Origin of the sequence: Streptomyces sp. AC602_WCS936 (assembly GCF_019049125.1) — a bacterium.
GTDB lineage: Bacteria > Actinomycetota > Actinomycetes > Streptomycetales > Streptomycetaceae > Streptomyces.
This window is the reverse complement of record NZ_JAGMUF010000068.1, coordinates 1-22,680: the sequence shown is the minus strand read 5'-3', so window position 1 is coordinate 22,680 and position 22,680 is coordinate 1. Positions and strand designations below refer to the sequence as shown.

At 71.5% G+C, this 22,680-nt stretch carries 25 protein-coding genes and 1 tRNA gene; 13 read left to right on the top strand and 13 right to left on the bottom strand.

The annotated features are described in order from the left end of the window. Together KUM03_RS24590 and KUM03_RS24585 are read left to right on the top strand one after the other, a co-directional pair. On the top strand, positions 1 to 1,002 hold a 1,002-nt coding region (locus tag KUM03_RS24590; RefSeq protein WP_254399826.1), incomplete at its 5' end, for a zinc ribbon domain-containing protein. Positions 1,003 to 1,100: 98 nt separating this feature from the next. Then, the gene (locus KUM03_RS24585) at positions 1,101 to 2,756 is read left to right on the top strand and encodes an alpha/beta hydrolase (RefSeq protein ID WP_217251484.1); all 1,656 of its coding nucleotides are present in this window, start codon (positions 1,101 to 1,103) and stop codon (positions 2,754 to 2,756) included. A 73-nt stretch (positions 2,757 to 2,829) separates the two neighbouring features. On the opposite strand, the gene KUM03_RS24580 is transcribed toward KUM03_RS24585, so the two are convergent. After that, positions 2,830 to 2,903 (bottom strand) — tRNA-Thr (locus KUM03_RS24580). Positions 2,904 to 3,122: 219 nt separating this feature from the next. On the opposite strand from KUM03_RS24580, the gene msiK reads away from it, so the two are divergent. From msiK to KUM03_RS24565, 3 genes are all read left to right on the top strand, one after another. Beyond that, positions 3,123 to 4,259 (top strand): diacetylchitobiose ABC transporter ATP-binding protein MsiK, encoded by a 1,137-nt coding sequence (msiK, locus tag KUM03_RS24575; protein ID WP_217251483.1) that lies wholly within the window; start codon positions 3,123 to 3,125, stop codon positions 4,257 to 4,259. 232 nt (positions 4,260 to 4,491) lie between these two features. Then, positions 4,492 to 4,962, top strand: coding sequence for a hypothetical protein (locus KUM03_RS24570; protein WP_308406401.1), 471 nt, complete (start codon positions 4,492 to 4,494; stop codon positions 4,960 to 4,962). Positions 4,963 to 5,044: 82 nt separating this feature from the next. After that, positions 5,045 to 5,782 (top strand): nucleotidyltransferase family protein, encoded by a 738-nt coding sequence (locus KUM03_RS24565; protein ID WP_217251482.1) that lies wholly within the window; start codon positions 5,045 to 5,047, stop codon positions 5,780 to 5,782. A gap of 9 nt (positions 5,783 to 5,791) precedes the next feature. Here KUM03_RS24565 and KUM03_RS24560 read toward each other — a convergent pair whose 3' ends face one another. From KUM03_RS24560 to KUM03_RS24545, 4 genes are all read right to left on the bottom strand, one after another. Further along, on the bottom strand, positions 5,792 to 6,049 hold the full coding sequence (locus KUM03_RS24560; protein ID WP_217251481.1) for a hypothetical protein: 258 nt from the start codon (positions 6,047 to 6,049) through the stop codon (positions 5,792 to 5,794). Continuing rightward, positions 6,046 to 6,393, bottom strand: a complete 348-nt coding sequence (locus tag KUM03_RS24555) for a hypothetical protein (protein WP_217251480.1) — start codon at positions 6,391 to 6,393, stop codon at positions 6,046 to 6,048. The genes KUM03_RS24560 and KUM03_RS24555 overlap by 4 nt, the downstream gene beginning before the upstream one ends. Positions 6,394 to 6,481: 88 nt before the next feature. Further along, complete coding sequence (locus KUM03_RS24550; protein WP_217251479.1) at positions 6,482 to 7,495, bottom strand: helix-turn-helix domain-containing protein; 1,014 nt, start codon at positions 7,493 to 7,495, stop codon at positions 6,482 to 6,484. 248 nt (positions 7,496 to 7,743) lie between these two features. After that, entirely contained in the window at positions 7,744 to 7,965 is a 222-nt protein-coding gene (locus KUM03_RS24545; protein ID WP_217251478.1) for a hypothetical protein, read from the bottom strand. Positions 7,966 to 8,125: 160 nt separating this feature from the next. On the opposite strand from KUM03_RS24545, the gene KUM03_RS24540 reads away from it, so the two are divergent. Both KUM03_RS24540 and KUM03_RS24535 read left to right on the top strand, forming a co-directional pair. Beyond that, positions 8,126 to 9,001, top strand: a complete 876-nt coding sequence (locus KUM03_RS24540; RefSeq protein ID WP_217251477.1) for a helix-turn-helix transcriptional regulator — start codon at positions 8,126 to 8,128, stop codon at positions 8,999 to 9,001. Further along, positions 8,998 to 9,207 carry a DUF397 domain-containing protein gene (locus KUM03_RS24535; RefSeq protein WP_217251476.1) on the top strand — a complete coding sequence of 70 codons (210 nt, stop codon included), beginning with the start codon at positions 8,998 to 9,000 and terminating at the stop codon, positions 9,205 to 9,207. The genes KUM03_RS24540 and KUM03_RS24535 overlap by 4 nt, the downstream gene beginning before the upstream one ends. A 93-nt stretch (positions 9,208 to 9,300) precedes the next feature. On the opposite strand, the gene KUM03_RS24530 is transcribed toward KUM03_RS24535, so the two are convergent. From KUM03_RS24530 to KUM03_RS24505, 6 genes are all read right to left on the bottom strand, one after another. Beyond that, on the bottom strand, positions 9,301 to 11,067 hold the full coding sequence (locus tag KUM03_RS24530) for a DoxX family protein (protein WP_217251475.1): 1,767 nt from the start codon (positions 11,065 to 11,067) through the stop codon (positions 9,301 to 9,303). A 125-nt stretch (positions 11,068 to 11,192) separates the two neighbouring features. Continuing rightward, a complete protein-coding gene (rlmB, locus tag KUM03_RS24525; RefSeq protein ID WP_217251474.1) occupies positions 11,193 to 12,134 on the bottom strand; it encodes a 23S rRNA (guanosine(2251)-2'-O)-methyltransferase RlmB in 942 nt (313 codons plus the stop codon). Positions 12,135 to 12,257: 123 nt separating this feature from the next. Continuing rightward, the gene (gene cysS, locus KUM03_RS24520; RefSeq protein ID WP_217251473.1) at positions 12,258 to 13,658 is read right to left on the bottom strand and encodes a cysteine--tRNA ligase; all 1,401 of its coding nucleotides are present in this window, start codon (positions 13,656 to 13,658) and stop codon (positions 12,258 to 12,260) included. A gap of 232 nt (positions 13,659 to 13,890) precedes the next feature. After that, a complete protein-coding gene (gene ispF / locus KUM03_RS24515) occupies positions 13,891 to 14,403 on the bottom strand; it encodes a 2-C-methyl-D-erythritol 2,4-cyclodiphosphate synthase (protein ID WP_217251472.1) in 513 nt (170 codons plus the stop codon). After that, positions 14,393 to 15,157 carry a 2-C-methyl-D-erythritol 4-phosphate cytidylyltransferase gene (gene ispD, locus KUM03_RS24510; protein WP_217251471.1) on the bottom strand — a complete coding sequence of 255 codons (765 nt, stop codon included), beginning with the start codon at positions 15,155 to 15,157 and terminating at the stop codon, positions 14,393 to 14,395. Before ispD ends, ispF begins: the two co-directional genes overlap by 11 nt. Positions 15,158 to 15,439: 282 nt before the next feature. Next, positions 15,440 to 15,922 carry a CarD family transcriptional regulator gene (locus tag KUM03_RS24505; RefSeq protein ID WP_003953493.1) on the bottom strand — a complete coding sequence of 161 codons (483 nt, stop codon included), beginning with the start codon at positions 15,920 to 15,922 and terminating at the stop codon, positions 15,440 to 15,442. Positions 15,923 to 16,588: 666 nt separating this feature from the next. On the opposite strand from KUM03_RS24505, the gene KUM03_RS24500 reads away from it, so the two are divergent. Further along, complete coding sequence (locus KUM03_RS24500; RefSeq protein ID WP_217251470.1) at positions 16,589 to 17,323, top strand: copper chaperone PCu(A)C; 735 nt, start codon at positions 16,589 to 16,591, stop codon at positions 17,321 to 17,323. A 98-nt stretch (positions 17,324 to 17,421) separates the two neighbouring features. On the opposite strand, the gene KUM03_RS24495 is transcribed toward KUM03_RS24500, so the two are convergent. Together KUM03_RS24495 and KUM03_RS24490 are read right to left on the bottom strand one after the other, a co-directional pair. Continuing rightward, positions 17,422 to 18,102 (bottom strand): response regulator transcription factor, encoded by a 681-nt coding sequence (locus KUM03_RS24495; protein WP_043381903.1) that lies wholly within the window; start codon positions 18,100 to 18,102, stop codon positions 17,422 to 17,424. Then, positions 18,099 to 19,370 (bottom strand): cell wall metabolism sensor histidine kinase WalK, encoded by a 1,272-nt coding sequence (locus tag KUM03_RS24490; protein WP_217251469.1) that lies wholly within the window; start codon positions 19,368 to 19,370, stop codon positions 18,099 to 18,101. The genes KUM03_RS24495 and KUM03_RS24490 overlap by 4 nt, the downstream gene beginning before the upstream one ends. Positions 19,371 to 19,592: 222 nt before the next feature. On the opposite strand from KUM03_RS24490, the gene phoU reads away from it, so the two are divergent. From phoU to KUM03_RS24465, 5 genes are all read left to right on the top strand, one after another. Then, the gene (gene phoU / locus KUM03_RS24485) at positions 19,593 to 20,282 is read left to right on the top strand and encodes a phosphate signaling complex protein PhoU (RefSeq protein ID WP_217251468.1); all 690 of its coding nucleotides are present in this window, start codon (positions 19,593 to 19,595) and stop codon (positions 20,280 to 20,282) included. A gap of 111 nt (positions 20,283 to 20,393) precedes the next feature. After that, a complete protein-coding gene (locus KUM03_RS24480) occupies positions 20,394 to 20,579 on the top strand; it encodes a hypothetical protein (protein WP_217251467.1) in 186 nt (61 codons plus the stop codon). 106 nt (positions 20,580 to 20,685) lie between these two features. After that, on the top strand, positions 20,686 to 20,934 hold the full coding sequence (locus tag KUM03_RS24475; RefSeq protein WP_019326708.1) for an SCO4226 family nickel-binding protein: 249 nt from the start codon (positions 20,686 to 20,688) through the stop codon (positions 20,932 to 20,934). 122 nt (positions 20,935 to 21,056) lie between these two features. Next, positions 21,057 to 21,422 carry an SCO4225 family membrane protein gene (locus KUM03_RS24470; protein WP_217251466.1) on the top strand — a complete coding sequence of 122 codons (366 nt, stop codon included), beginning with the start codon at positions 21,057 to 21,059 and terminating at the stop codon, positions 21,420 to 21,422. Between the two features lie 91 nt (positions 21,423 to 21,513). Further along, the coding region (locus tag KUM03_RS24465; RefSeq protein ID WP_217251465.1) for an ATP-binding protein at positions 21,514 to 22,680 on the top strand (1,167 nt) is incomplete at its 3' end.

Genomic DNA, 22,680 nt, shown 5'->3' with positions numbered 1-22,680 from the left:
CCCGTGTCCTCCGCTCCGGCCCCCGACGTGGAGGACACCGCCCCCACCACCCCGATCGCCCCCGAGCCCGGCGCCGCCCCGAACACCCTCAGCGACACCATGAACCACCGCGCCCGCTCCCTCCTCGTCCCCGTCGCCGACCCGGAGACGCCCGCTCCCGCCCCGCCCCCCGCGGCCGCCCCGGTGCTGCCCGGCCGTCCCGACGCCGACCGGCCCCAGGTGCGCGCCCCGGGCCACCAGCCGGACATCGCCAACGGCCCGCCCTGCCCCTGGTGTTCGACCCCCAACCGGCCCGACCGCCACTACTGCGCGCGCTGCGCGATGCCGCTGGCCCGTACCGACGAAGGCGAACCGCGCCCCGCCCCGTGGTGGCGCCGGCTCTTCGGCGGGCGGCGCAACGAGACCCCCTGGGCGGGCGACCGGCCGCGCCTGCGCCGCGTGTTCGACCGCATCGGTACCTGGATCACCCTGGCCGTAGTGGTCACCCTGGCGGTCCTCGGCTTCGTCTACATCCCCGACGGCGTCCAGGCCACCCGCGACCACTTCGCCAAGCGGGCCCCGGTCTCCCCGGACCGGATCACGGCCTCCCGCTCCTTCCCCGGCCACAAGCCGGAGCTCCTCATCGACAAGCGCAGCAACACCTGGTGGGGCCCGGGCGTCGTGCAGTCCGGCCAGGGCCAGTGGGTCGAGGTCAGCTTCACCCAGCCGACCCGGCTGCTGGACCTGATCATCACCCCGGGCACCTCCACCAAGCCCGACCAGCTCAACAAGTCGGCCCTGCCGCACCGCGTCAAGGCGACCATCACCAACAAGGACGGCAGCACCACGACCCGCGACCTCACCCTGGATCAGGGCGCCGGCGACCAGCGCCGTCCCTTCCGCGTCGGCGAGGTCACCAAGGTCCGCTTCACCATCGAGTCGGCCCACGCGGCCTCCGCCGACAAGCAGGTCGCCATCGCGGAGATCGAGTTCTTCGGCCCCTCCAGCGCGAACCGCACCTGAACCCTCCCGGCCCCCCGCCCCACACCGGGCGGGGGGCCGCTTGCGCCGAATGGCCGCCGTACCGTGCGCCCGCGGCCGGCCGGCCAGAGCCTGAGCCCATGCCCACAGCACGAGTGATATCCACCGCTGCCCTGCTGTCCACCGCGGCCCTGCTCTCCTGTTCCCTGGCGGCCTGCGCGCCGACGGCACGGGACGGCGGCCGGGGAGCCGACGGCGCCACGGCGGCGAGCGACCGACAGGACGAGAACCGCTTCCGGCAGCAGACCCTGGACTGGCGGAACTGCCCCGCCCCGACCCCCATCCAGGGCGGCGGCGAGGCCCCCGCCCCGCTCCCGGACGGCACCCGCTGGCAGTGCGCCACCATGCAGGCGCCCCTGGACTGGAAGAAGCCCGCCGGAGAGGCCATCGGCATCGAACTCATCCGGGCCCGCTCCAGCGGTGACGCGGACGACCGGCTCGGTTCCCTGCTCTTCAACTTCGGCGGCCCCGGAGGCTCCGGCGTCACCACCCTGCCCGCCCTCGCCCCCGACTACGAGAAGCTCCGCTCCCGCTACGACCTGGTGAGCTTCGACCCGCGCGGCGTCGGCAACAGCCGCGGCGTGCGCTGCCTCGACCCCGAGGCCGCCGAAGAGGCCGAGGAGCGGGTCGACGAGACGCCCGACGACGGCGGCGACGAGACCGACGCGCTGACCGAGCTCAACAAGCTGATGGCCGCCGCGTGCGAGAAGAACTCCGGCGGCGTCCTCCCGTACGTCGGCACCACCGAGGCCGCCCGCGACCTGGACCTGATGCGTCAGGTCCTCGGCGACGAGAAGCTCCACTACTTCGGGATCTCGTACGGCACCCAACTCGGCGGCGTGTACGCCCATCTGTTCCCCGAGCACGTCGGCCGGGCCGTCCTGGACGGCGTCGTCGACCCCACCCACGACATGATGGAGGAGGCCCTCGGACAGGCCGCCGGGTTCCAGCTCGCCTTCGAGCACTTCGCCGAGTGGTGCGTCGAGCAGCGCTGCACGATCGGCGAGGACGTCGAGGCGATCGTGGACGCCGCCGTGGAGCTCCAGGCGGACCTGGACGAGACTCCGCTGGCCACCTCGGACGGCAGCGAACTCGACGGCGACGAGGTGCTCGCCGCCATCACCGGTTCGCTCTACAGCCAGTCCTTCTGGCCCGCGCTCCTGGTCGGCCTGGAGGCGGTGGCCGGCGGCGACGGCGACGTCCTGGCGGACCTGGCGGAGGCGCTCGGACAGCACGGCGCCGGCGGCGACAGCGACGACGACGGCACCGAGGACGACCCCACGGACGAGAGCAACGAGAACGACGCCTTCCGCGCCATCACCTGCGACGACTCCAGCGACCGCTACACCGTCGCCGACGTGGAGCGGAAGATGCCCGAGTTCGTCGAGGCGTCACCCCTGTTCGGCCCCGGCCTGGCGTGGAGCGCGCTCTCCTGCGCCGGCTGGCCGGTCCCCGGCGAGGCCCACCACCCCGAGGTGAGCGCACCGGGAGCGGCGCCGATCATGCTGGTCGGCAACACCGGCGACCCGGCCACCCCCTACCAGGGCGCCGCCCGCATGGCCGAGGCGCTCGGCAAGGGCGTCGGCTTCGAGCTCACCTACCGCGGCGAGGGCCACGGCGCCTTCGACTCCGGCAACCCGTGCGTGCGCGACGCGGTCCACGCGTACCTGCTCGACGGAGAACTCCCGAAGCCCGGCGCGGTCTGCGAACCGGAGCCCCTGCCGGAAGGCAAGTAGCACCGGCATCCGGCCCCGCGATCGCCCGAAGGCCCGCCGTCCAGTGGACGGCGGGCCTTCGCTCTCGCTTCCGAGCCCCCTGTCGGATTCGAACCGACGACCTTCGCTTTACAAGAGCGGCGCTCTGACCAGCTGAGCTAAGGAGGCGTCGCGCGACGGCGCGCGCGGAGGCTCCACTGTACACAGAGCCGGTGAACGATGTGATGCGGAAAAATTTCGGCGAAGTTCACAGCCCTCCAGGTACTGACAGATCAGGTGAACGCCAGGTACCGTCCTGTGCCAGTTCACCCGTGTGGACTACACCACACCACCTTCCTACAACGGATCGTCCGGCACGTTCCTGCCGGTAGAAGGGGGCCCATCACCATGGCCACAGTTACGTTCGACAAGGCGACCCGCATCTACCCGGGTTCCACCAAGCCCGCCGTCGACGGTCTCGACATCGCGATCGAGGACGGCGAGTTCCTCGTCCTGGTCGGCCCGTCCGGTTGTGGGAAGTCCACCTCGCTCCGCATGCTCGCGGGGCTCGAGGACGTGAACGGCGGCGCCATCCGCATCGGTGAACGCGACGTCACGCACCTGCCGCCGAAGGACCGGGACATCGCCATGGTGTTCCAGAACTACGCGCTCTACCCGCACATGACGGTCGCCGACAACATGGGCTTCGCGCTCAAGATCGCCGGCGTCAACAAGGCGGAGATCCGGCAGAAGGTCGAGGAGGCCGCGAAGATCCTCGACCTCACCGAGTACCTGGACCGCAAGCCGAAGGCGCTCTCCGGCGGTCAGCGCCAGCGTGTGGCGATGGGCCGCGCGATCGTGCGTGAGCCGCAGGTGTTCCTCATGGACGAGCCGCTGTCCAACCTGGACGCCAAGCTCCGCGTCTCCACGCGTACGCAGATCGCCTCGCTCCAGCGCCGCCTGGGCATCACCACCGTCTACGTCACCCACGACCAGGTCGAGGCCATGACGATGGGCGACCGCGTGGCGGTGCTCAAGGACGGTCTGCTCCAGCAGGTCGACTCGCCGCGCAACATGTACGACAAGCCCGCCAACCTCTTCGTCGCCGGCTTCATCGGCTCCCCGGCCATGAACCTGATCGAGGTCCCGATCACCGACGGCGGCGTGAAGTTCGGCAACAGCGTGGTGCCGATCAGCCGCGAGGCCCTGGCGGCCGCCGCCGACAAGGGCGACCGCACGGTCACCGTCGGCGTCCGCCCCGAGCACTTCGACGTGGTGGAGCTGAACGGCGGGGTGTCCAAGTCCCTGTCGAAGGACTCCGAGGACGCCCCGGCGGGCCTCGCGGTCGCGGTCAACGTCGTCGAGGAGACCGGCGCCGACGGTTACATCTACGGCACGGTCGAGGTCGGCGGCGAGACGAAGGACCTCGTGGTCCGCGTCAGCAGCCGCGCGGTGCCGGAGAAGGGCACGACCGTCCACGTCGTGCCCCGGCCGGGCGAGAGCCACGTCTTCTCGTCCTCCACGGGCGAGCGCCTCTCCGACTGACGCCGGCTGACACCGACTGACGGAAACCACACGGCCGGGTGAATTCACCCGCGTTGACGAAAAGAGCCCCGCGGCCTGCTGCGGGGCTCTTCCCGTTGTCGACAAATACCCCGGCACAACGGACGTTTCGAGCAGTGTGCGTCAACCCCTTACCCATTTCGATGCCGCTCTTCATCCCCCGAAAAGGTGACTAAATGTCGCCAAATCATTACCGGGCGCTACCCTCACTCGCGTGAAGCACTCCGTGAAGCACTCCACCACCCGACAGACGCGACGCGGCCGGGGCCCCGCCCACCGGATCGGCCGCTCTCTCGCCTTCGTCCTGCCCGTCGTCCTGGTGCTCTCCGGGACCCTCGCGGTCACCCGGGTCAACTGGTCGGGGGACTCGGCCGACTCGGTGCTCGCCGCGTCGGAAGCCTCCAGCGCCAAGGCGTCCTCCGCCAAAGCCGCCAAGCGCGCCCCGCACGAGGTGCTGCGCGACCGGCTGCTGACCGAACTGCAGGAGGAGGACCCGGGCGTGGCCCTCACCCACCTCCAGCAGGCCGTGAACGAGCGCCCGTCGCTCGCCGGGCACTGCGCCTCCATCGCCCGCGCCCTCGGCCGCGCCGCGGTCAAGGTGTACGGCCCGACGCGCGCCCAGTCGTACGCGCGCCCCGTCTGCGACACCGCCTTCGCCTCGGGCGTGCTGGCCGCGCACAGCTGAGGAGCCGACGGCCCCGTAGCGGGCTGAGGACGGGCTGAGGACCCTGCCCGGGTCCCGCGGGGCGCCGCGTACAGTTCGGGCCATGACCGATCCGAACGCCGCGTCCCGCCGCCCCGTTCAAGCCATCGTACTGGCCGGCGGACAGGGTTCCCGGCTGCGCCCGTACACCGACGACCGTCCCAAGCCGATGGTGGAGATCCCGGGAACGGGCACCCCGATCATCGGCCACCAGCTCGCCTGGCTCGCCGAGGAGGGCGTGACCGACGTCGTGGTCTCCTGCGGTCACCTGGCCGAGGTGCTGCAGAAGTGGCTGGAGGGCGCCGACCTGCCGCTCTCCGTCACGACCGTCGTCGAGACCGAGCCGCTGGGCCGCGGCGGCGGCCTCAAGTACGCCGCCGCGCACCTGCCCCACCCGGACCGGCCCTGGTACGCCACGAACGGCGACATCTGGACCCGTTTCTCGCTGCGCGACATGGCCGACTTCCACGCCGAGCGGGACGCCGTCGCGACCCTCGCCCTGGCCCGTCCGCGGCTGCCGTGGGGTGCCGTGCAGACGGACGGCTTCGGCCACATCACCGACTTCATCGAGGCACCGCCGTCGACCTTCGAGATCAACGCCGGTGTGTACGTCTTCTCCCCCGCCTTCGCCACGATGCTGCCGGAGCGCGGCGACCACGAGCGGACGACGTTCCCGAGGCTGGCCCGCGAGCGCCGGCTGGCCGGTTTCCCGATCCCGCAGGGCTCCTACTGGCGTGCCATCGACACCGCGAAGGACCTGACGGAGGCGGCACGGGAGCTGGCGGCCCTGGGCGGCCGCTGAGGGCCCACATCAGAAGCCCAGGTAGGTGATCTGGACGACGTAGACGCGTTCGTCCCGCACGACGATCTGGTAGGTGAACATCCCACCAGGGACCGTGATGTCGCCACCCTTCGGATCGTCTCCGCCGTACGCACGGCCGTGCAGGTACCGCGCTTCTGCCGCCCTGACCAGCTCGGCGGCCTTGCGCTCCACGGCGGTCAGGAAGACTTGCGGGGCGGTTCGGGCGGCTTCCTCGGCACCGAAGGCGTACTCCCAGGCCCAGCTCAAGCGCGGACTGCCTTCATCGCCTCGTCCAGGACGGCGCTCAGCTCTCGCAGGGCTTCACGGGCCGTGTCCGCGTCCTCGTGTTCCAGGTTGTCCGTGGCCCGGGCGTGGCGGGCCGCGAGGTCGGGTCGACGGGCGATCTCGATGTCACGGGCCCAGGCCAGCACCCAGCTGCGTACCGGGCTGAGCGACTGCCACTCCAGAGCCTTGGCGAACGCCTCGTCCTTGGTCCGCTGCATCTCCGGCAGACGCCCGGGTGCGACGACGGCGAGGGCGGCCCGCAGCGCGTCCGGAGTCTGCTCGGGACGCGGGACCAGCTCGTGTCCGTGGTCGGCCTGAGTGCTCATGGAGTCCTCCCGGGTATGCACTGGCCAGGGTAGTCGTCCGGCACTGCTGGGGTATCGGGGCGCGAACATCGGGGTCCGTTTCTCCTGGTCAGCGAGTATGTGAAGGGGCATGCCGAGGGGGTGTCCAGGGCCGTACCTGGCCGGCCGCTGCACGGCAGTCGCGGCAGCGGTCTTCGGTCCCGGCAGCGCGGAAGCCGCGGTCGCAGCCGTCGCAGTTGCGTACCTCGTAGCGAGGTGGTGGCGGACCGACCGGGGCGGTGAACGGCGGCGGGGGTGGCAGCTGCGCGGTGAGGCGGTGGGCGAGGAGGGCCGCGGGGCGGCGCAACGGGTCGTCCGGCAGATCGGCGGTCAGGGCGTGGCGTACGCCGCTGGGGGTGACGTCTCGTTCCAGCCAGGCGGCGACGCCGGGGGCCAGGTGGGCGGTGTCAGTGGCGGAGAGCAGGAGGCGGGGGTCGTATCGGCGCAGGGTGGCGAGAAGGTCGGTGGCCTGCTGGAGGAGGGCGGGGGCGGTGCAGCTGGGCTGGGGGACGGTGGGGAGGGCCTTGCGGGGGCAGGGGTGAGGGCGGTGGCCGCTCCGGATGCCGGTTTCGGTGCGCGGCGGGTGGAGTGCTTGCTCCTGTTGCTCGGCGGGTGCTGGCGGTCGCTCTGACGGGCGGTGCTGCCGGGGCGGTGCAGGCGGACGGTCTGGGCAGCCGCCGGTGTTGGCCGGCTCGCGACGGGCCGCCTGCGGCTGGTTGCAGGAGACGGTGCGGGTGACGATGCGGCCCGTGGTCGTGCGGTGCCGTTCGCGGCGCAGGTAGCCGTGGGCCTCCAGCTCGCGCAGGGCAGCGGCGATGCGGGTCGGGCCCTCGGGGAACCGGGCGGTGAGCGTCTTGATGTCGGCGCCCGCACCGGTGGGCAGCGACTGGAGGTGGCAGCTGAGGCCGATCGCCAGGAGCGACAGCTCCTTGTGCTGGACGAGGTGGTTGCCGATCACCACGAAGCGGGTGGTGTGGCGGGTGTTCTCGTGGGTGATGCCGCCGCCGTGGTGACGCGTACGGGTCGGATTGGCGGCGGGGGCTGACTGGGCGCGCGTGGGCGCGCTAGGGTTTTGGGTATCCATCGGGAAGTTCCTAGGGTTTGCTTCCTTGGTGGTAGGCCCTCGCACCGGGATTGCTGTCCCAGCGGGGGCCGATGCCTTTTCGGTTGTTTGCGCTGAGAGTAGGGGAGTTGGGACCCCTGAAATCCAGCTGAGCCGGTGATGTTCACCCGCCCGAGTGACCACGCGCCTCGGGCGGGAGGGGTGGGGCTTGGCGAGGTCCTTTCTCCCCGAGTTCTTGCTCTTGGTAGGGCACCGACGGCACCGCAACCTCAGAACGTGGGTTGCGGTGGAGTACAGCGCAGTTCGGCCCAGACGGTCTTGCGCGGGAAGCGTCCCTCGGCTACTCCCCACCGATCCGCCAGCACCTCGACCAGCAGCAGCCCACGGCGGGTCGCGAGCAGACGGGCCAGACGGGCACCGCGTGGCGTGGGAGACAGCTGCACGCTGAAGTTGCGGACGGACGTCGGGAGTTCCACGGTTTTCTCGTTCACGTCACAGAGCGTGGCGACGTGTGCGTACCGTGAAAAGTGACTCAGCGGGTGCGTGCAGTGACTGTCCGGTGGTTGTCCAGTGGTGTCGGTGCTGTCGGGGTGGTGCGTGCGGGTAGGGCGCTGAGGGCAACGCGGCGAGCACGACGAAGGGGCGCACGAAATGACGGTCGAGGCGGAGGCGGGGCGGCTCGGGGATGACGCGGATGAGCCGGGGTGGGAGGTCGACCCGGACGACGAGTGGGGCATCGCGGTCATCGCAACGGTGGGACGGCAGTTGAAGCTGCGGCGCGAGGCCGTGGGGATGAGGGCCGGCGAGTTCGGAGCGGCCGTGGGGTACGGGGAGGACCTTGTCTACAAGGTGGAGGGAGGCAAGCGGATTCCCCGGCAGGAGTATCTGGACAGGGCGGACGAGGTACTGGACGCGGGTGGTCTCATCTCGGCGATGAAGGAGGACGTGGCCAAGGTCCGGTACCCGAAGAAGGTGCGGGATCTGGCGCAGATGGAGGCCCGGGCGGTCGAGAACGGGGTGTACGAGAACAGCAACATCGCCGGTCTGTTGCAGACCGAGGAGCACATGCGGGCGCTGTTCGGCGCGTGGCTCCCCGCCTACTCGGACGAGGAGACAGAGCGCATGGTGGCCGCGCGCATGGATCGCCGTTCGATCTTCGAGCGGTCACCTGCGCCGACGCTCAGCTTCGTTCAGGAAGAGTCGACGCTCCGGCGGCCGGTCGGGGGCAGAATGGTGTGGCGCCGACAGCTCGAACGCGTGCTTGAGCTGGGGGAGTTGCGGAACGTGTCGATCCAGGTCATGCCTGCGGACGTTGAAGAACACTTCGGCACTGGCGGGATCATCGAGGTGCTGAAGTTTCCAGACGGTACGGCGGTGGGGCGCACCGAAGGAGCGTTCAACGGCCGCCCCGTGACTGATCCGAAGCAGATCCGCATCCTTGACCTGCGCTATAGCATGATCCGGGCCCAGGCGCTCACGCCCCGAGAGTCGCGGGCGTTCATCGAGCAGATGCTTGGAGAATCATGAGCGGCAATCCCACCCCCGGCGACGACTCCACGCTGGCGTGGTTCAAGAGCAGCTACAGCAGCAGTGGCGACGGCAACTCCTGCGTGGAGGTCGCGGCCACGCCGAGCGCGGTGCACGTACGTGACTCCAAGAGCGTGGGTGGCCCTCGGTTCGCGGTCACCCGGGAAGCGTGGGCAGACTTCCTGACGTACTCCTCGGAGCACTGACGCGCCAACAGGACGTGCTCCGCCCGGGGCCGGGAGGTTGTGGCCACTCACCGTCTGTGAGTGGCCACAACCTCCCGGCCCCGGGCGCCGGAGTCAGCCCAGGAGGCCGCCCACGAGGCGGCTGCCCCCCGGCTCACCGGTGGAGGAGGAGCCCCCGCCGTCGCTGTCGCTGCCGCCACTCCCGCCGCTTGAGCCGCTGCCGCCGCCGGTCGTGGTGCCGCCCGCGGTCGGTCCCGCCGTGGTGCTCGGTGCCTCGCCGGCCGGGGAGGACTGCCGCGGCGGAGCCTGGCCCGTGGTGCCCTGGGTCTGGCTGGGCGTGGTCCCGGCGGTCGCGCTGCCGCTGTCCCGGGTGGCTCCGGATGTGGCCGCGGCGTCCTCGGACGGGGTGGCCGCGTCACCGGTGGCGCCACGGGTGGGCGAGGCGGAGGCCTCCGGGGAGGTCTTCGGCTCGCGGGTGCCGGGCTCCTGCGGGAGCGGGGAGCCGGGCAGTTCGTTGCGCGGGGCCTCGCCGGGGCCGGGTACGACCACCCGGTCGGCGTCCCGGACGGCACCGCCGAGCAGCGAGCCGACCAGCAGGGTGACACCGGCGACGAGGAAGGTGATGAGGGCCCCGCGACGCAGGACGTAGCGGCGCAGGTCCCAGATGTCGGCGCGGGGGCCCAGGCGCCGCCAGGCGTTGCCGGCGAGCCTGCCGTCCACGGAGTAGACGGGCGCGCCGGCGATGATCAGCGGGGACCAGGCGGCGAGGTAGATGATGTCGGGCGCGTCGTAGACGGGGACGCTCTTCCAGCTGACGGTGACCAGGAGCGCGGCGGACAGTCCGGCGCCGACGACGGCGGCGACGCGCTGCCAGCAGCCCAGGACGGTCAGGACGCCCACGAGGACCTGGAGGAAGGCGATCACGAGCCCGGCGCCGACGGGGTGGGCGAGGGCGAACTGGCGCAGCGGCTCGGCGACGTCCCACGGGTGCAGGGTGTTGAGCCACGTGACCATGGAGCCGCGCTCGCCGCCGTCGAAGTAGACGGGGTCGCAGAGCTTGCCCATGCCGGCGTAGATGGAGATGAAGCCGAGGAAGACGCGCAGCGGGAGCAGCACGACGCCGAGGTTCATGCGGCGGCCGGGGAAGTAGGCGTGCCGCGCGTCGTCGTCGGCGTGCCGCCGGGTGCGCGGCTCGGGCTCTTCCGTGCCCTCGTCGTAACCCTCGTCGTAGTCGGCGCCGTAGTCGTCGCCGTACTGCCCGGGTCCGGCGGTGAAGTCCTCGCCGGCGTAGGCGGGTTCGTCGTAGGCGCTGCCGACGGTGCGCATGGCGGGCAGCAGCCGGGTGCCCTCGGGGACGGGGCCGCGCTGGGCGCCGACGAGGGGCGTCTCGAGGGTCTGGGTGGCGGGCCCGTCGTCATAGCCGTCGTAACCGTCGTAGCCCTCGTGGCCGGGGGCGCCGCCGTCGAGGTCGACGCGGGGGATGACCTGGGTCGCTCCGGCGTCTACGGAGGTGTCGGCGGCCGGGTCCTCGGTGTGGCGGCCGGCTCCGGCCCGCACCGCCTGGAGCAGCCGGTGGGCGCCGGTGTCGTCCGGGTCGGAACGCCCGCTCCAGACGACGGCGCGGCGGCGGGCGGCGGCCGGAGCGGTGCCCGTGAGGCCGGGCATGCGGGCGGTGTCCTGGGTGGCGCTCAAGTGCCGCGCGATCCGCGGGGACCGGGTCCGCCCGGCGGAGGCACCGAGCTGCACGCGGAAGCTCGCGTGATTGACGATGACCTGGGCCGGATCGCTCGGCACCTTCACCATGCTCAGCGCGGGAGCGTCGTCGTATCCCGACGAGCGGTCCCCCGTGGGTGTGCGGGGTGTTCTGGTGTCCACACTCATCTAACCGAGTGATGTGTCGTTAGGACACTGCCTTGACCGCGCCGAACTGTCCGGACCGCGTCAAGCCCGCCCGGACAGCCCGGAACACCCCGTGTGGGTGACGGAGTCGAAACCCCGTTCCCGGCTCAGCGCCTGCGCCGTGCCGCCTCGTACAGCACGATCCCCGCCGCCACACCGGCGTTCAGCGACTCGGCGCCGCCCGGCATCGGAATCCGCACCCGGACGTCGCAGGTCTCCCCGACGAGCCGGGACAGGCCCTTGCCCTCGCTGCCGACCACGACGACCAGGGGACCGTCCAGGGCCTCCAGTTCACCGAGTTCGGCCTCGCCGTCGGCGGCGAGGCCGACGACCGTGATCCCGGCCTTCTGGTACTGCTCCAGCGCCCGGGTGAGGTTGGTGGCGCGGGCCACCGGCGTACGGGCGGCCGTGCCGGCGGACGTCTTCCAGGCGCCCGCCGTCATGCCGGCCGCGCGCCGCTCGGGCACGACCACGCCGTGGCCCCCGAAGGCGGAGACGGAGCGGACGACGGCACCGAGGTTGCGCGGGTCGGTCACGCCGTCGAGGGCGACGATCAGCGGGTCCGCGCCCTCGTCGTGGGCGGCGGCGACCAGGTCCTCGGGGTGCGCGTACTCGTACGGCGGCACCTGGAGCACGAGCCCCTGGTGGTTCAGCCCGTTGGTCATCCGGTCCAGCTCGGGACGCGGCGCCTCCATGAGGTTGATGCCGCCGCGCTCGGCCGCGAGCTGGAGCGCCTCGCGCACCCGCTCGTCGTTGTCGATGAACTGCTGGACGTAGAGCGTCGAGGCGGGCACGCCGTCGCGCAGCGCCTCGAAGACCGGGTTGCGGCCGACGACCAGCTCGGACGTGGACCGTCCGCCCCCGCGCCGCTGCTGCGTGCGTCCCGTGGCGCGACGCGCCTTGGCGTTGGCGGCCCGCTGCTTGGCGTGCCCCTTGCGCATCTCGGCGGGAGGCGTCGGCCCCTTGCCTTCCAGGCCCCGGCGCCGCTTGCCGCCGCTGCCGACCTGCGCGCCCTTCTTGCCGGACATGCGGCGGTTGTTCGCGGCCATGAGTTACCTGTCTCCGCTCTCTACGGGAGTGTGCGTCGTACGTGCGTCTTATGCAGTGTGCCGCCCGGAGGGCCGGGCGGCACAATCGATCTACGAGTATCGCTCTGAGAGTGAGGACTCGGGTCAGCGGGAGCCGAGGCTCCAGCGGGGCCCCTGCGGGCCGTCCTCGATGACCAGGCCGGACCGGCCCAGCTCGTCGCGGATGGCGTCCGCCGTGGCCCAGTCCTTGCGGGCCCGCGCGGACTCCCGCTGGTCGAGCACGAGCCGTACGAGGCTGTCGACGACGTGCCGCAGGTCCTCGCCCTGCTCCTGCTCCCCCGCCCAGTGCGGGGCCAGCGGGTCCAGGCCCAGCACCCCGAGCATGGCCCGCACCTCGGCGAGCCGCTCGACGGCGGCGTCCTTGTCGTCGGCGGCCAGCGCGCTGTTGCCCTGCCGGACGGTGGTGTGCACGACCGCGAGGGCCCCGGGGACGCCCAGGTCGTCGTCCATCGCCTCGGCGAAGGCGGGCGGCACCTCGGCGGCCGGCTCGACGGCATGACCGGCCAGCTCCGTCACCCGCTGCACGAAGCCCTCGATCCGCGCGTACGCCGACTCGGCCTCGCGCAGGGACTCCTCGCTGTACTCGATGGTGGAGCGGTAGTGCGGCGTGCCCAGGTAGTACCGCAGCACGACCGGCCGCCAGGTCTTCACCATCTCGCTGACGAGCACGCTGTTGCCGAGCGACTTGGACATCTTCTCGCCGCTCATGGTGACCCAGGCGTTGTGCACCCAGTAGCGCGCGAACGCGTCGCCGAAGCCCTTGGCCTGGGCGATCTCGTTCTCATGGTGCGGGAAGATCAGATCGATCCCGCCCCCGTGGATGTCGAACTCCTCGCCCAGGTACTTGTGCGCCATCGCGGAGCACTCCAGGTGCCACCCCGGCCGGCCCCGCCCCCACGGCGTCTCCCAGCTCGGCTCCCCCGGCTTGGCCGCCTTCCACATGGCGAAGTCCCGCGGGTCCCGCTTGCCGCTCTCGCCCTCGCCGGAGGGCTGGCGCAGCTCGTCGAGGTCCTGGTTGGACAGCGACAGGTACCCGGGCAGGGACCGTACGTCGAAGTAGACGTTGCCCTCGGCCTCGTAGGCGTGCCCGCGCTCGATGAGACCGCGCATCATCTCGACCATCTCGGTGATGTGCCCGGTGGCGCGGGGCTCGTACGTCGGCGGCAGGCAGCCGAGGGCGTCGTAGGCGTCGTTGAACGCCCGCTCGTTCTCGTACCCGATGGACCACCAGGGACGGTTCTGGTCCCCGGCCTTCCTGATGATCTTGTCGTCGATGTCGGTGACGTTGCGGATGAACGTGACGTCGTAGCCGCGGTACGCGAACCAGCGGCGCATGATGTCGAAGTTCAGCCCGGAACGGATGTGCCCGATGTGCGGGGCGGCCTGAACGGTGGCACCGCACAGGTAGATCGAGACGCAGCCCGGCGTGAGGGGGGCGAAGTCACGAATCTGCCGGGCGCTGGTGTCGTACAGGCGAATAGTCACCCCTCCAGGGTAGTGGGCGCCGGGCAGTGCCACGGGCACGCGGCCGCTCTTGCTCCCCGGCCCGCGCGAAGGCGACGCCCACCGCTTGGCCGAGCGAGTCGGGTGGTGGGTGGGCACAGGCCGGGGTCCAGGGGCGGAGCCCCTGGCGGGGTGCGGGGCGCAGCCCCGCAACGGCACGCCGGGCACCGGGCGCCGGGCACCCAACACAACGCCGGGCCACCTCACCCCCCGTTCAACCCACCCGCACGACCAACGCCGTAGCCACCGCCATCAGCCCTTCCCCCCGCCCCGGAAACCCCAGCCCGTCCGTCGTCGCCCCCGACACCGACACCGGCGCCCCCACCGCGCCCGAAAGAACCGCCTGTGCCTCGTCCCGCCGCTTCCCGATCTTCGGCCGCGGCCCGACCACCTGCACCGCGACGTTCCCGATCCGGAACCCCGCCGCCCGCACGATCCGCGCCGCCTCCGTCAGCAGCGTCACCCCCGACGCCCCGGACCACTCCGGCCGCCCGGTACCGAAGTGCTGCCCGAGGTCCCCGAGCCCCGCCGCCGAGAACAGCGCGTTGCACGCCGCGTGCGCGACGACGTCCGCGTCGGAGTGCCCGGCCAGCCCGGCCCCCTCGCCCTCCCACTTCAGCCCGGCGCACCACAGCTCGCGCCCGTCCTCGAAGGCGTGGATGTCCGTCCCGATCCCGACCTGCGGCAGCACCAAGAACCCGTCCGTCACAGAACCCTCAGAACCCATCGTTCAGCCTCCTGCGCGCCAGCACCGCCTCCGCGAGCACCAGGTCGAGGGGCCGCGTCACCTTGAACGCCTCCTCGTGCCCCGGCACGACCACCACGGTCAGCCCCAGCTGCTCCACCATGCTCGCGTCGTCCGTGACGTTCTCGGTCACCGTCCCGTGGGCCCGCACCAGCGTCCCCCGGTCGAACCCCTGCGGCGTCTGCACCGCACGCAGCCGCGCCCGCTCCGGCGTCGCCACCACCGGCTCCGGCTCGCCCGGCACCGCGGCCGGCTCGACCTGCTTGACCGTGTCGGCGAGCGGCAGCGCCGGCACCACGGCCGGGGCACCCTCCCGTACGGCCTCGATCACGGCGTCCACCGTGTCCACCGGCACCAGCGGCCGGGCCGCGTCGTGGACGAGGACGATGCCGTACTCGTCCGGCAGCGCCTCCAGCCCGAGCCGTACGGACTCCTGCCGCGACTCGCCCCCGGGCACGACGAGGAAGTCCGTCCACTCGGGCAGCGCGTGCGCGTCGAGCAGGCTCTTGACCTCGGCCGCGCCGTCGGGCGGGGCGACGACCACGACGAGGGAGACCCGGCGGGAGGCCGCCATCGCCCGCACCGCGTGGATGAGCATGGGCGTCCCGCCCAGCGCGCGGAGGGCCTTCGGGGCGCCGGGGCCGAGCCGTACGCCCCGACCGGCGGCCGGAATGACGGCCGCGGTCCGGATGTTCACACGGGTGTCGGCGGGCGAGGGACGCGATTCGTCAGACATCGGTTCCTGTCAGGTTTGTGTGCTCGACCTAGTTGGGTATGGCCTCACCGTGCCGGGCGCGACGCCTCGACCGGACCCTTCCGTGACCCTGGTCGAGCCAGCAGCCCGGGCCCGGCACGCCAGGACCGGGGGACGAGTCCCCCGGGTTGATCGTACGAGGACGACGTCCGGGTACGAACATGCCGCAGCGCCCGGCGACAGCAAAGATGTCATCGGGCACCGCGGCATTTCAGTGCGCTGAACCGGGCGGACGCCTACCCGCGTCCCGCCCCGGGAGGCGCGTCAGGAGGCGAGCACCTCGTCGAGCAGGGCCTCCGCCTTGTCCTCGTTGGTGTTCTCCGCAAGAGCGAGCTCGCTCACCAGGATCTGGCGGGCCTTGGCGAGCATGCGCTTCTCACCGGCGGAGAGTCCACGCTCGCGCTCCCGGCGCCACAGATCGCGTACGACTTCCGCGACCTTGATGACGTCGCCGGAGGCGAGCTTCTCCAGGTTTGCCTTGTAACGACGCGACCAGTTCGTGGGCTCCTCGGCGTACGGCGCGCGCAGCACCTCGAAGACCCGGTCCAGTCCGTCCTGACCGACCACATCACGCACGCCGACGAACTCCGCATTGTCCGCTGGCACACGTACCGTCAGATCGCCCTGGGCGACCTTCAGCACCAAGTAGGTCTTGTCCACGCCTTTGATCTGGCGAGTTTCGATAGCCTCGATCAGCGCGGCCCCGTGATGGGGATAGACCACGGTGTCGCCAACCTTGAACGTCATGTGACAGGTACCCCTTCCGTGGCTATCCAGGGTAACACGGATTCGACGTCTTCTGAATGGCGTTTTCGCAGGTCAGGGCATATCTCGGGGCTTGACAACAGCAACATGAACGTGCTGCGCCGGGCGAGCGGAAGAAAGTATTCGCAGGTCGGAGCAGCTCTTCAGGCCGGGCGAAACGCGCACGTCACACACATCCGGAGGCCCTCCCACCCGCCCGAAGATCCCCATATGTCCGGTTCCAGGCGTGCGACTTCCGCTACTCCGTTCGGTGACCGGGACGGGGTTCCGGCCGATTCCGGAATTGATCACGAGCCGTCCCGGCCGGCCCCCGGATGATCAATTTCCTGTCCGTCCGCGCATTCCTTCACGGAAAATTCGCGCACCGATCGGCGACCGGTATGGCGGAGGGCTTCTTATCTGAATGGCGGACGAGTACGGGCCGCAAAACGATGTACGAAGCGGTCCGCCGGCGCTCCGCCGCACGCCCCGCCCGGGAGGGCGCCGCGCCGCCCGTCCTACCGCCTGCCGGGCGAAGCGGATCACCTTCGGGGAGGGTCGGGTGCGACCGCCTGGGAACGGCTCGGTAGCCTGAGGCCGCTGACAGTCACTTAGGGCGGCTTTATCCGTTGCCGCCGCCTCGCTCGAGTCCAAGGAGTTGCCGCCGCCGTGAGCAGCAGCCTTCGACGCGGCGCCCTCGCCGCCGCCGCCATCGCGTTCTCGATCGCCTCGCTCGCCGCGTGCGGTGCCGGTCACAACGCCCAGACGCTGAACATCAAGCCGGACAACGCCGCGACGACGGTCGGTGACATCCAGATCCAGAACGCGGTCGTCATCACGCAGCCCGACCTGGAGTCGACCGGCCCGGCCGTGGTCTCCGCCACCCTGTTCAACAACGGCAGGACGGACCAGGTCCTCGAGTCCATCACCGTGGACGGCACGGACAAGTCCGCCGAGCTGAAGCCCGCCGAGGGCGAGAAGGGCGCGGACGGTGGCCTGACCGTCCCGGCGGGCGGTTCCCTGGTCCTCGGCGGCGAGGGCAACGCCTCCGCCGTCCTGCCCAGCAGCCGCGAGGCCATCCAGGACGGCAACGCACAGAAGATCACCTTCACCTTCAGCAAGACCGGTGAGGTGAGCCTGGAGGCCTTCGTCGTACCCGCCGAGAGCTACTTCTCCGAGTGGGGCCCGAGCGACGTCCCGGCGGTGCCCGGCGCGTCGGCGGAGCCCTCGCAGGAGGAGTCGGGCGCCCCGTCCGACGACGAGTCGGCCACCGGAACCGAGGGCGCCACCGGTGAGCCGTCCGGCGAGGCGAGCGAGACCGGAGCGGCCACGGACGGCACCTCCGAGGGCACCGGGACCGAGACCGGCACCGGCACCGGCACCGGCACCGAAGCCGGCCACTGAGCACCGTACGGAACGAAGCAACGACGAAGAAGGGCGGGACCTCTCCGGAGGCCCCGCCCTTTTCCGTACCCGCCGCAGGCGTCGACGCGCCGGCCGCTCTACGGCTCGAACTTGTACCCGAGCCCCCGCACCGTCACCAGGTACCGCGGCGCGCCCGGGTCCGGCTCGATCTTGGCGCGCAGCCGCTTGACGTGGACGTCGAGGGTCTTGGTGTCACCGACGTAGTCGGCGCCCCACACCCGGTCGATGAGCTGCATGCGGGTCAGCACGCGGCCGGCGTTGCGCAGCAGCATCTCCAGCAGGTCGAACTCCTTCAGCGGCAGGTCGACCTTGGTGCCGCCCACGGTCACCACGTGCCGGTCGACGTCCATGCGGACGGGACCGGCCTCCAGGGCGGCCGGGGCGACCTCCTCCGGCTCACCGCGCCGGCGCAGTACGGCCCGGATGCGGGCGACCAGCTCGCGGGAGGAGAAGGGCTTGGTGACGTAGTCGTCGGCCCCTATTTCCAGCCCGACAACCTTGTCGATCTCGCTGTCCTTGGCCGTCACCATGATCACGGGGACGTTCGATCGGCCGCGCAGCTGGCGGCAGACCTCGGTGCCCGGCAGGCCGGGCAGCATCAGGTCGAGGAGGACGAGGTCGGCGCCGTTGCGCTCGAACTCGTCGAGTCCGTCGGGGCCGGTGGTCGCCACGGCGACCTCGAAGCCCTCCTTGCGGAGCATGTACGACAGGACGTCGGAAAAGGACTCCTCGTCCTCGACGACGAGCACACGGGTCACGGAAGGACCTCCGGGGCGGGAAGCGTTTCGTACGGGGAAGTATGGGGGGATGAGGACGACCGCTCGGTCTCGTCGCCGGTCCCGGCGCGGTCGTGGTACCGCGGTGCGCGGTCGCGGGCGGGGCCCGACTCCGGCAGCCGCAGCGTGAAGGTGGAGCCCTGGCCTTCGGCGCTCCACACCGTGACCTCCCCGCCGTGCGAGGCGACCACGTGCTTGACGATCGCGAGACCCAGACCGGTGCCTCCGGTGGCCCGGGAGCGGGCCGGGTCCACGCGGTAGAAGCGCTCGAAGACGCGCTCCTTGTCCCTCTCGGAGATGCCGATCCCCTGGTCGGTGACGGCGATCTCGATCAGGTCGCCGCCGGGCGCGCCCACGCGGCGGGCGGCTATGCCGACGCGGGTGCGGGCGGGCGAGTAGTTGACGGCGTTCTCGACGAGGTTGCCGAGCGCCGCGGCGAGCTGGCCGCGGTTGCCGCGTACGTGCAGATCCGCCGTACCTCCGGCGGCCATGGTGATCTGCTTGGTACCGGCCTGCTGCCGGCAGCGGTCGATGGCCTCGGCGACCAGCTCGTCCACCCGGACGGGCTCGGCGTCGTCGAGGGGGTCGTCGTTCTGCACCCGGGACAGGTCGATGAGCTCCTGCACCAGGTTGGTGAGCCGGGTGGCCTCGATCTGCATCCGCCCGGCGAACCGCTCCACGGCCTCCGGATCGTCGGAGGCGTCCATGACGGCCTCGGACAGCAGCGAGAGCGCCCCGACGGGCGTCTTCAGCTCGTGGCTCACATTGGCGACGAAGTCGCGCCGTACGGCCTCGATGCGTCGGGCCTCGGTGAGGTCCTCGACCAGCAGCAGCACCAGCCGCGACCCGAGCGGCGCGACACGCGCGGAGACGGCCAGGGCCTCTCCCCGCCCGTTCCCGCGCCTCGGCAGGTCCAGCTCGACCTGCCGTATCTCCCCGTCCCGCCTGGTGTCCCTGGCCATCTGCAGCATCGGCTCGACGGCGAGCTTGCCGCCCCGGACCAGTCCGAGGGCGTACGCCGCCGAGCTGGCCTTGACCACGCCGTCGGCCTCGTCGAGGACGACGGCGGAGGACCGGAGCACCGACAGGACGGTGTCCACACCCGGCGGCAGCACGGGGTCGGTGTGGAGCGAGGTGCGCGTGGGGCGCTTCTGCTCCCGCTCGCTCCAGCGGAACGCCAGCATGGCGATGACGCCGGTGAGCACTCCGGCGATCGCTGCCGCTGCGGCGACCGCCGCGTTCACGTCCATGCCTCCAGGTTAGGCACGGCGCACGACCCTGCCCCAGCCCTCGGCCTGCGACCTCGAACACTCGTCGCCCAGAGTTCACCTTGGAGCCAGGGACGATTCACTTGTGGTGCCGGAAACGGACGCGTACAGGCCGGAACGTGTAAGCGTGGGGGCACGGCAAGGGGTCCGAGCCGGCGCGAGCCGGAGCGAGCCCCCCATACGGACGTACGAGAGGGAACCCTGATGCGGGACGCGTACCACGAGGAACTTGACTCGATCGGCGACAGTCTGGTGGAGATGGCCCGGCTGGTCGGGTCGGCGATCGGACGCGCCACGACCGCGATCCTCGACTCCGACCTGAAGCTGGCCGAGACGGTCATCGAGGGCGACCAGAAGGTCGACGAGCTCCAGCACGAGCTGGAGGCACGGGCGATAACCCTGCTGGCCCGGCAGCAGCCGGTCGCCACCGACCTGCGCATAGTCGTCACCTCGCTGCGGATGTCGGCCGACCTGGAGCGCTCGGGCGACCTGGCCCAGCACGTCGCCAAGCTGGCCCGACTGCGCTACCCGGCGCGCGCGGTCCCGCACGACCTGCACGCGACCATCCTGGAGATGGGCCAGCTCGCGCAGCGCCTGATGGCGAAGGCGGCCGAGGTGATCATCACGAAGGACGTCGACCTGGCCCTCCAGCTGGAGCAGGACGACGACGCGATGGACCTCCTGCACCGCACCCTCTTCCAGCACCTGATGGACGACCGCTGGAAGCACGGCATCGAGACGGCCGTGGACGTCACTCTCCTCGGCCGTTACTACGAGCGCTACGCCGACCACGCCGTCGCGGTCGCCAAGCGCGTCGTCTACCTGGTCACCGGCGAGCACGCGGACGAGCTCCAGCCGGACATCCAGCCGATGACCCAGGCCGAGGGCGCCTGAGCCCACCGGTCTTCGTGCCGGGGGCGCGAGAGGTCACCCCAATGCGCCGTTGATGCGACTGCCGCCCCGGGCGTGCAATGGACCGAGGCACACCAGCCTCCAGGAGGAACCATGCCCGTTTCCCCCAGCACGCCCGGCACGCCCGGCACTCTCGGCACGAAGCAGCCCGACCCCACCCGGCAACGCCCCACCGAGCAGCCCCCGGAGCCGCGCGCCCTGCCCCTGCTGGCTGCCTGCGGCTGCGGCTCGGGCTGCGGCTGCGGCTGCCAGTCGGGCAACCCCTGCCAGTGCGGCTGACGCGACAGCACACCGGTGCGCGCGCACGGCGGCCGGTTCGCCCCGGCCGCCGTGCGCGCGCACCCTGGAAGGAGCAGGAAGAAGCTCCCGAAGGAGGTGCGCCGCCATGGCCCACTTCATGGACGTGCACCACGGCATGCACGGCATCACCGCGGACCAGCTCCACCGTGCCCACCAGGCGGACCTCGCCCTGGAGAAGGACGAGAACGTCCACTTCGAGCGGGCGTGGGCGGACCCCGACTCCGGCACGATCTACTGCCTCTCCGAGGGCCCGTCGGCCGACGCGGTCCAGCGCGTCCACGAACGCGCGGGGCACAAGGCGGACGAGATCCACGAGGTCCCGCTGACGGTCTAAGCCTGGTCCCACTTGAGTACGGGTACTCAGGCCCCGGAGGCCGCTCCCGCCCGACCCTGGACACGCACGTTCAGGCAGGGAACACCCAGCCGGAAAGCGACCTCCGGGGAGACCGAAACCCGATGAACACCACCCGTACACGCACCGTCGCCAGCCTCACCCACCTGACCCGCCTGACGGTCGCCAACCGCGTCTCGGCGGCATACCTCGCCGTGGTCGGCGGCGCGATGGCGGTCGCCGCGCTGACGCCCCTCTTCGCCACCAGCCCCGACGCCTCCCTCATCTGGATCTGGCCGGCCCTGTTCACCTTCCCGACCTTCGGCTTCGTGGCCTGGCTCGGCGAGGGTGTCTGGGGCGGCGAGGCCCCGACCTGGTTCTTCATCGGCGGCATCGTGCTGTCGGCCCTGGTCCAGTCGCTGGCGCTGGGGGCGACGTGGGAGGGGCTGCGGGGCCGACGGGGGCGGGGACGGCTGACGACGGCGGGCTGAGCCACGCCCCCCCCCCGGACGCAGAGACGGCCCTCTCGCGCGTTATAGGGATACAGTTTATAGAAACGTACTCCTATAAATGAGGCCGCGCATGGACAAGCCCGCCGACATGTTCGACCGCGACTACGAGTGGGCAGCCCTGACCCGGTTCGTCACCGACACCCAGCCGGGCGCGACGCTGGGGGTGGTCTCCGGAAGGAGACGCCAGGGAAAGACCTTCCTGCTGGAAGCGGCCTGTGAGGCGACAGGGGGCTTCTACTTCGGCGCGACGGAGGCCGCCGACGCCGAATCCCTGCGCCGCCTGAGCGCGGCCCTCACCGCGCACGTCCGCCCTCCCAGCCCCTACCACTTCGCCGACTGGCACGAAGCGGTGGACGCCCTCCTCGCTCTGGGTACCGAGCGCCCGGTGCCGGTGGTGATCGACGAATTCCCCTACCTGGCCAAGGCGAACCCGGAGCTGCCGTCGATCATCCAGAACGCACTGCGCCCCCTGCGCGAGCAACGCACCACCTCCCGCACCCGCCTCCTGCTCTGCGGTTCCGCGCTGACCTTCATGGGCCGCCTGCTGTCCGGCAATGCGCCGCTACGGGGCCGTGCAGGCCTGGAACTGGTGGTCCGCTCCCTCGACCACCGACTCGCGGCCCGGTTCTGGGACATCACCGACCCGCGGCTCGCCCTTCAGGTACACGCCGTCGTGGGAGGCACCCCCGCCTACCGCCGCGAGTTCGCGCGCGGGGACAGCCCCTCGGGACCGGACGACTTCGACGACTGGGTGATCCGCACCGTACTGAACCCGGAGACGCCCCTCTTCCGCGAAGCGCGCTACCTCCTCGCCGAGGAACCCGACCTGCGCGACACCGCGCTCTACCTCTCGGTACTCGGAGCGGTGGCCGAGGGCCACACCACGCGCGGCGGCATGGCCGGCTACCTGGAACGCAAGGCCACCGACATCGCCCACCCCATCAACGTCCTGGAGGACGCCGGACTGCTCCAGCGTGAGGCGGACGCCTTCCGCGCCAACCGCTCCACCTACCGCATCTCGGAACCCCTGATCGGCTTCTACCACGCGGTGATGCGCCCGGTCTGGCCCCAACTCGAACGCCCGGGCAACGCGGCCCGGGTCTGGCAGGCCAGCCGACGCCGCTTCGTGGCGAACGTCCTCGGCCCCCACTTCGAACAGGTCTGCCGCGAGTGGGCCCTGCACCACGCCGACCCCGACCTCCTCGGCGGCCTCCCCGCCCACGTCGGCCACGGAGTC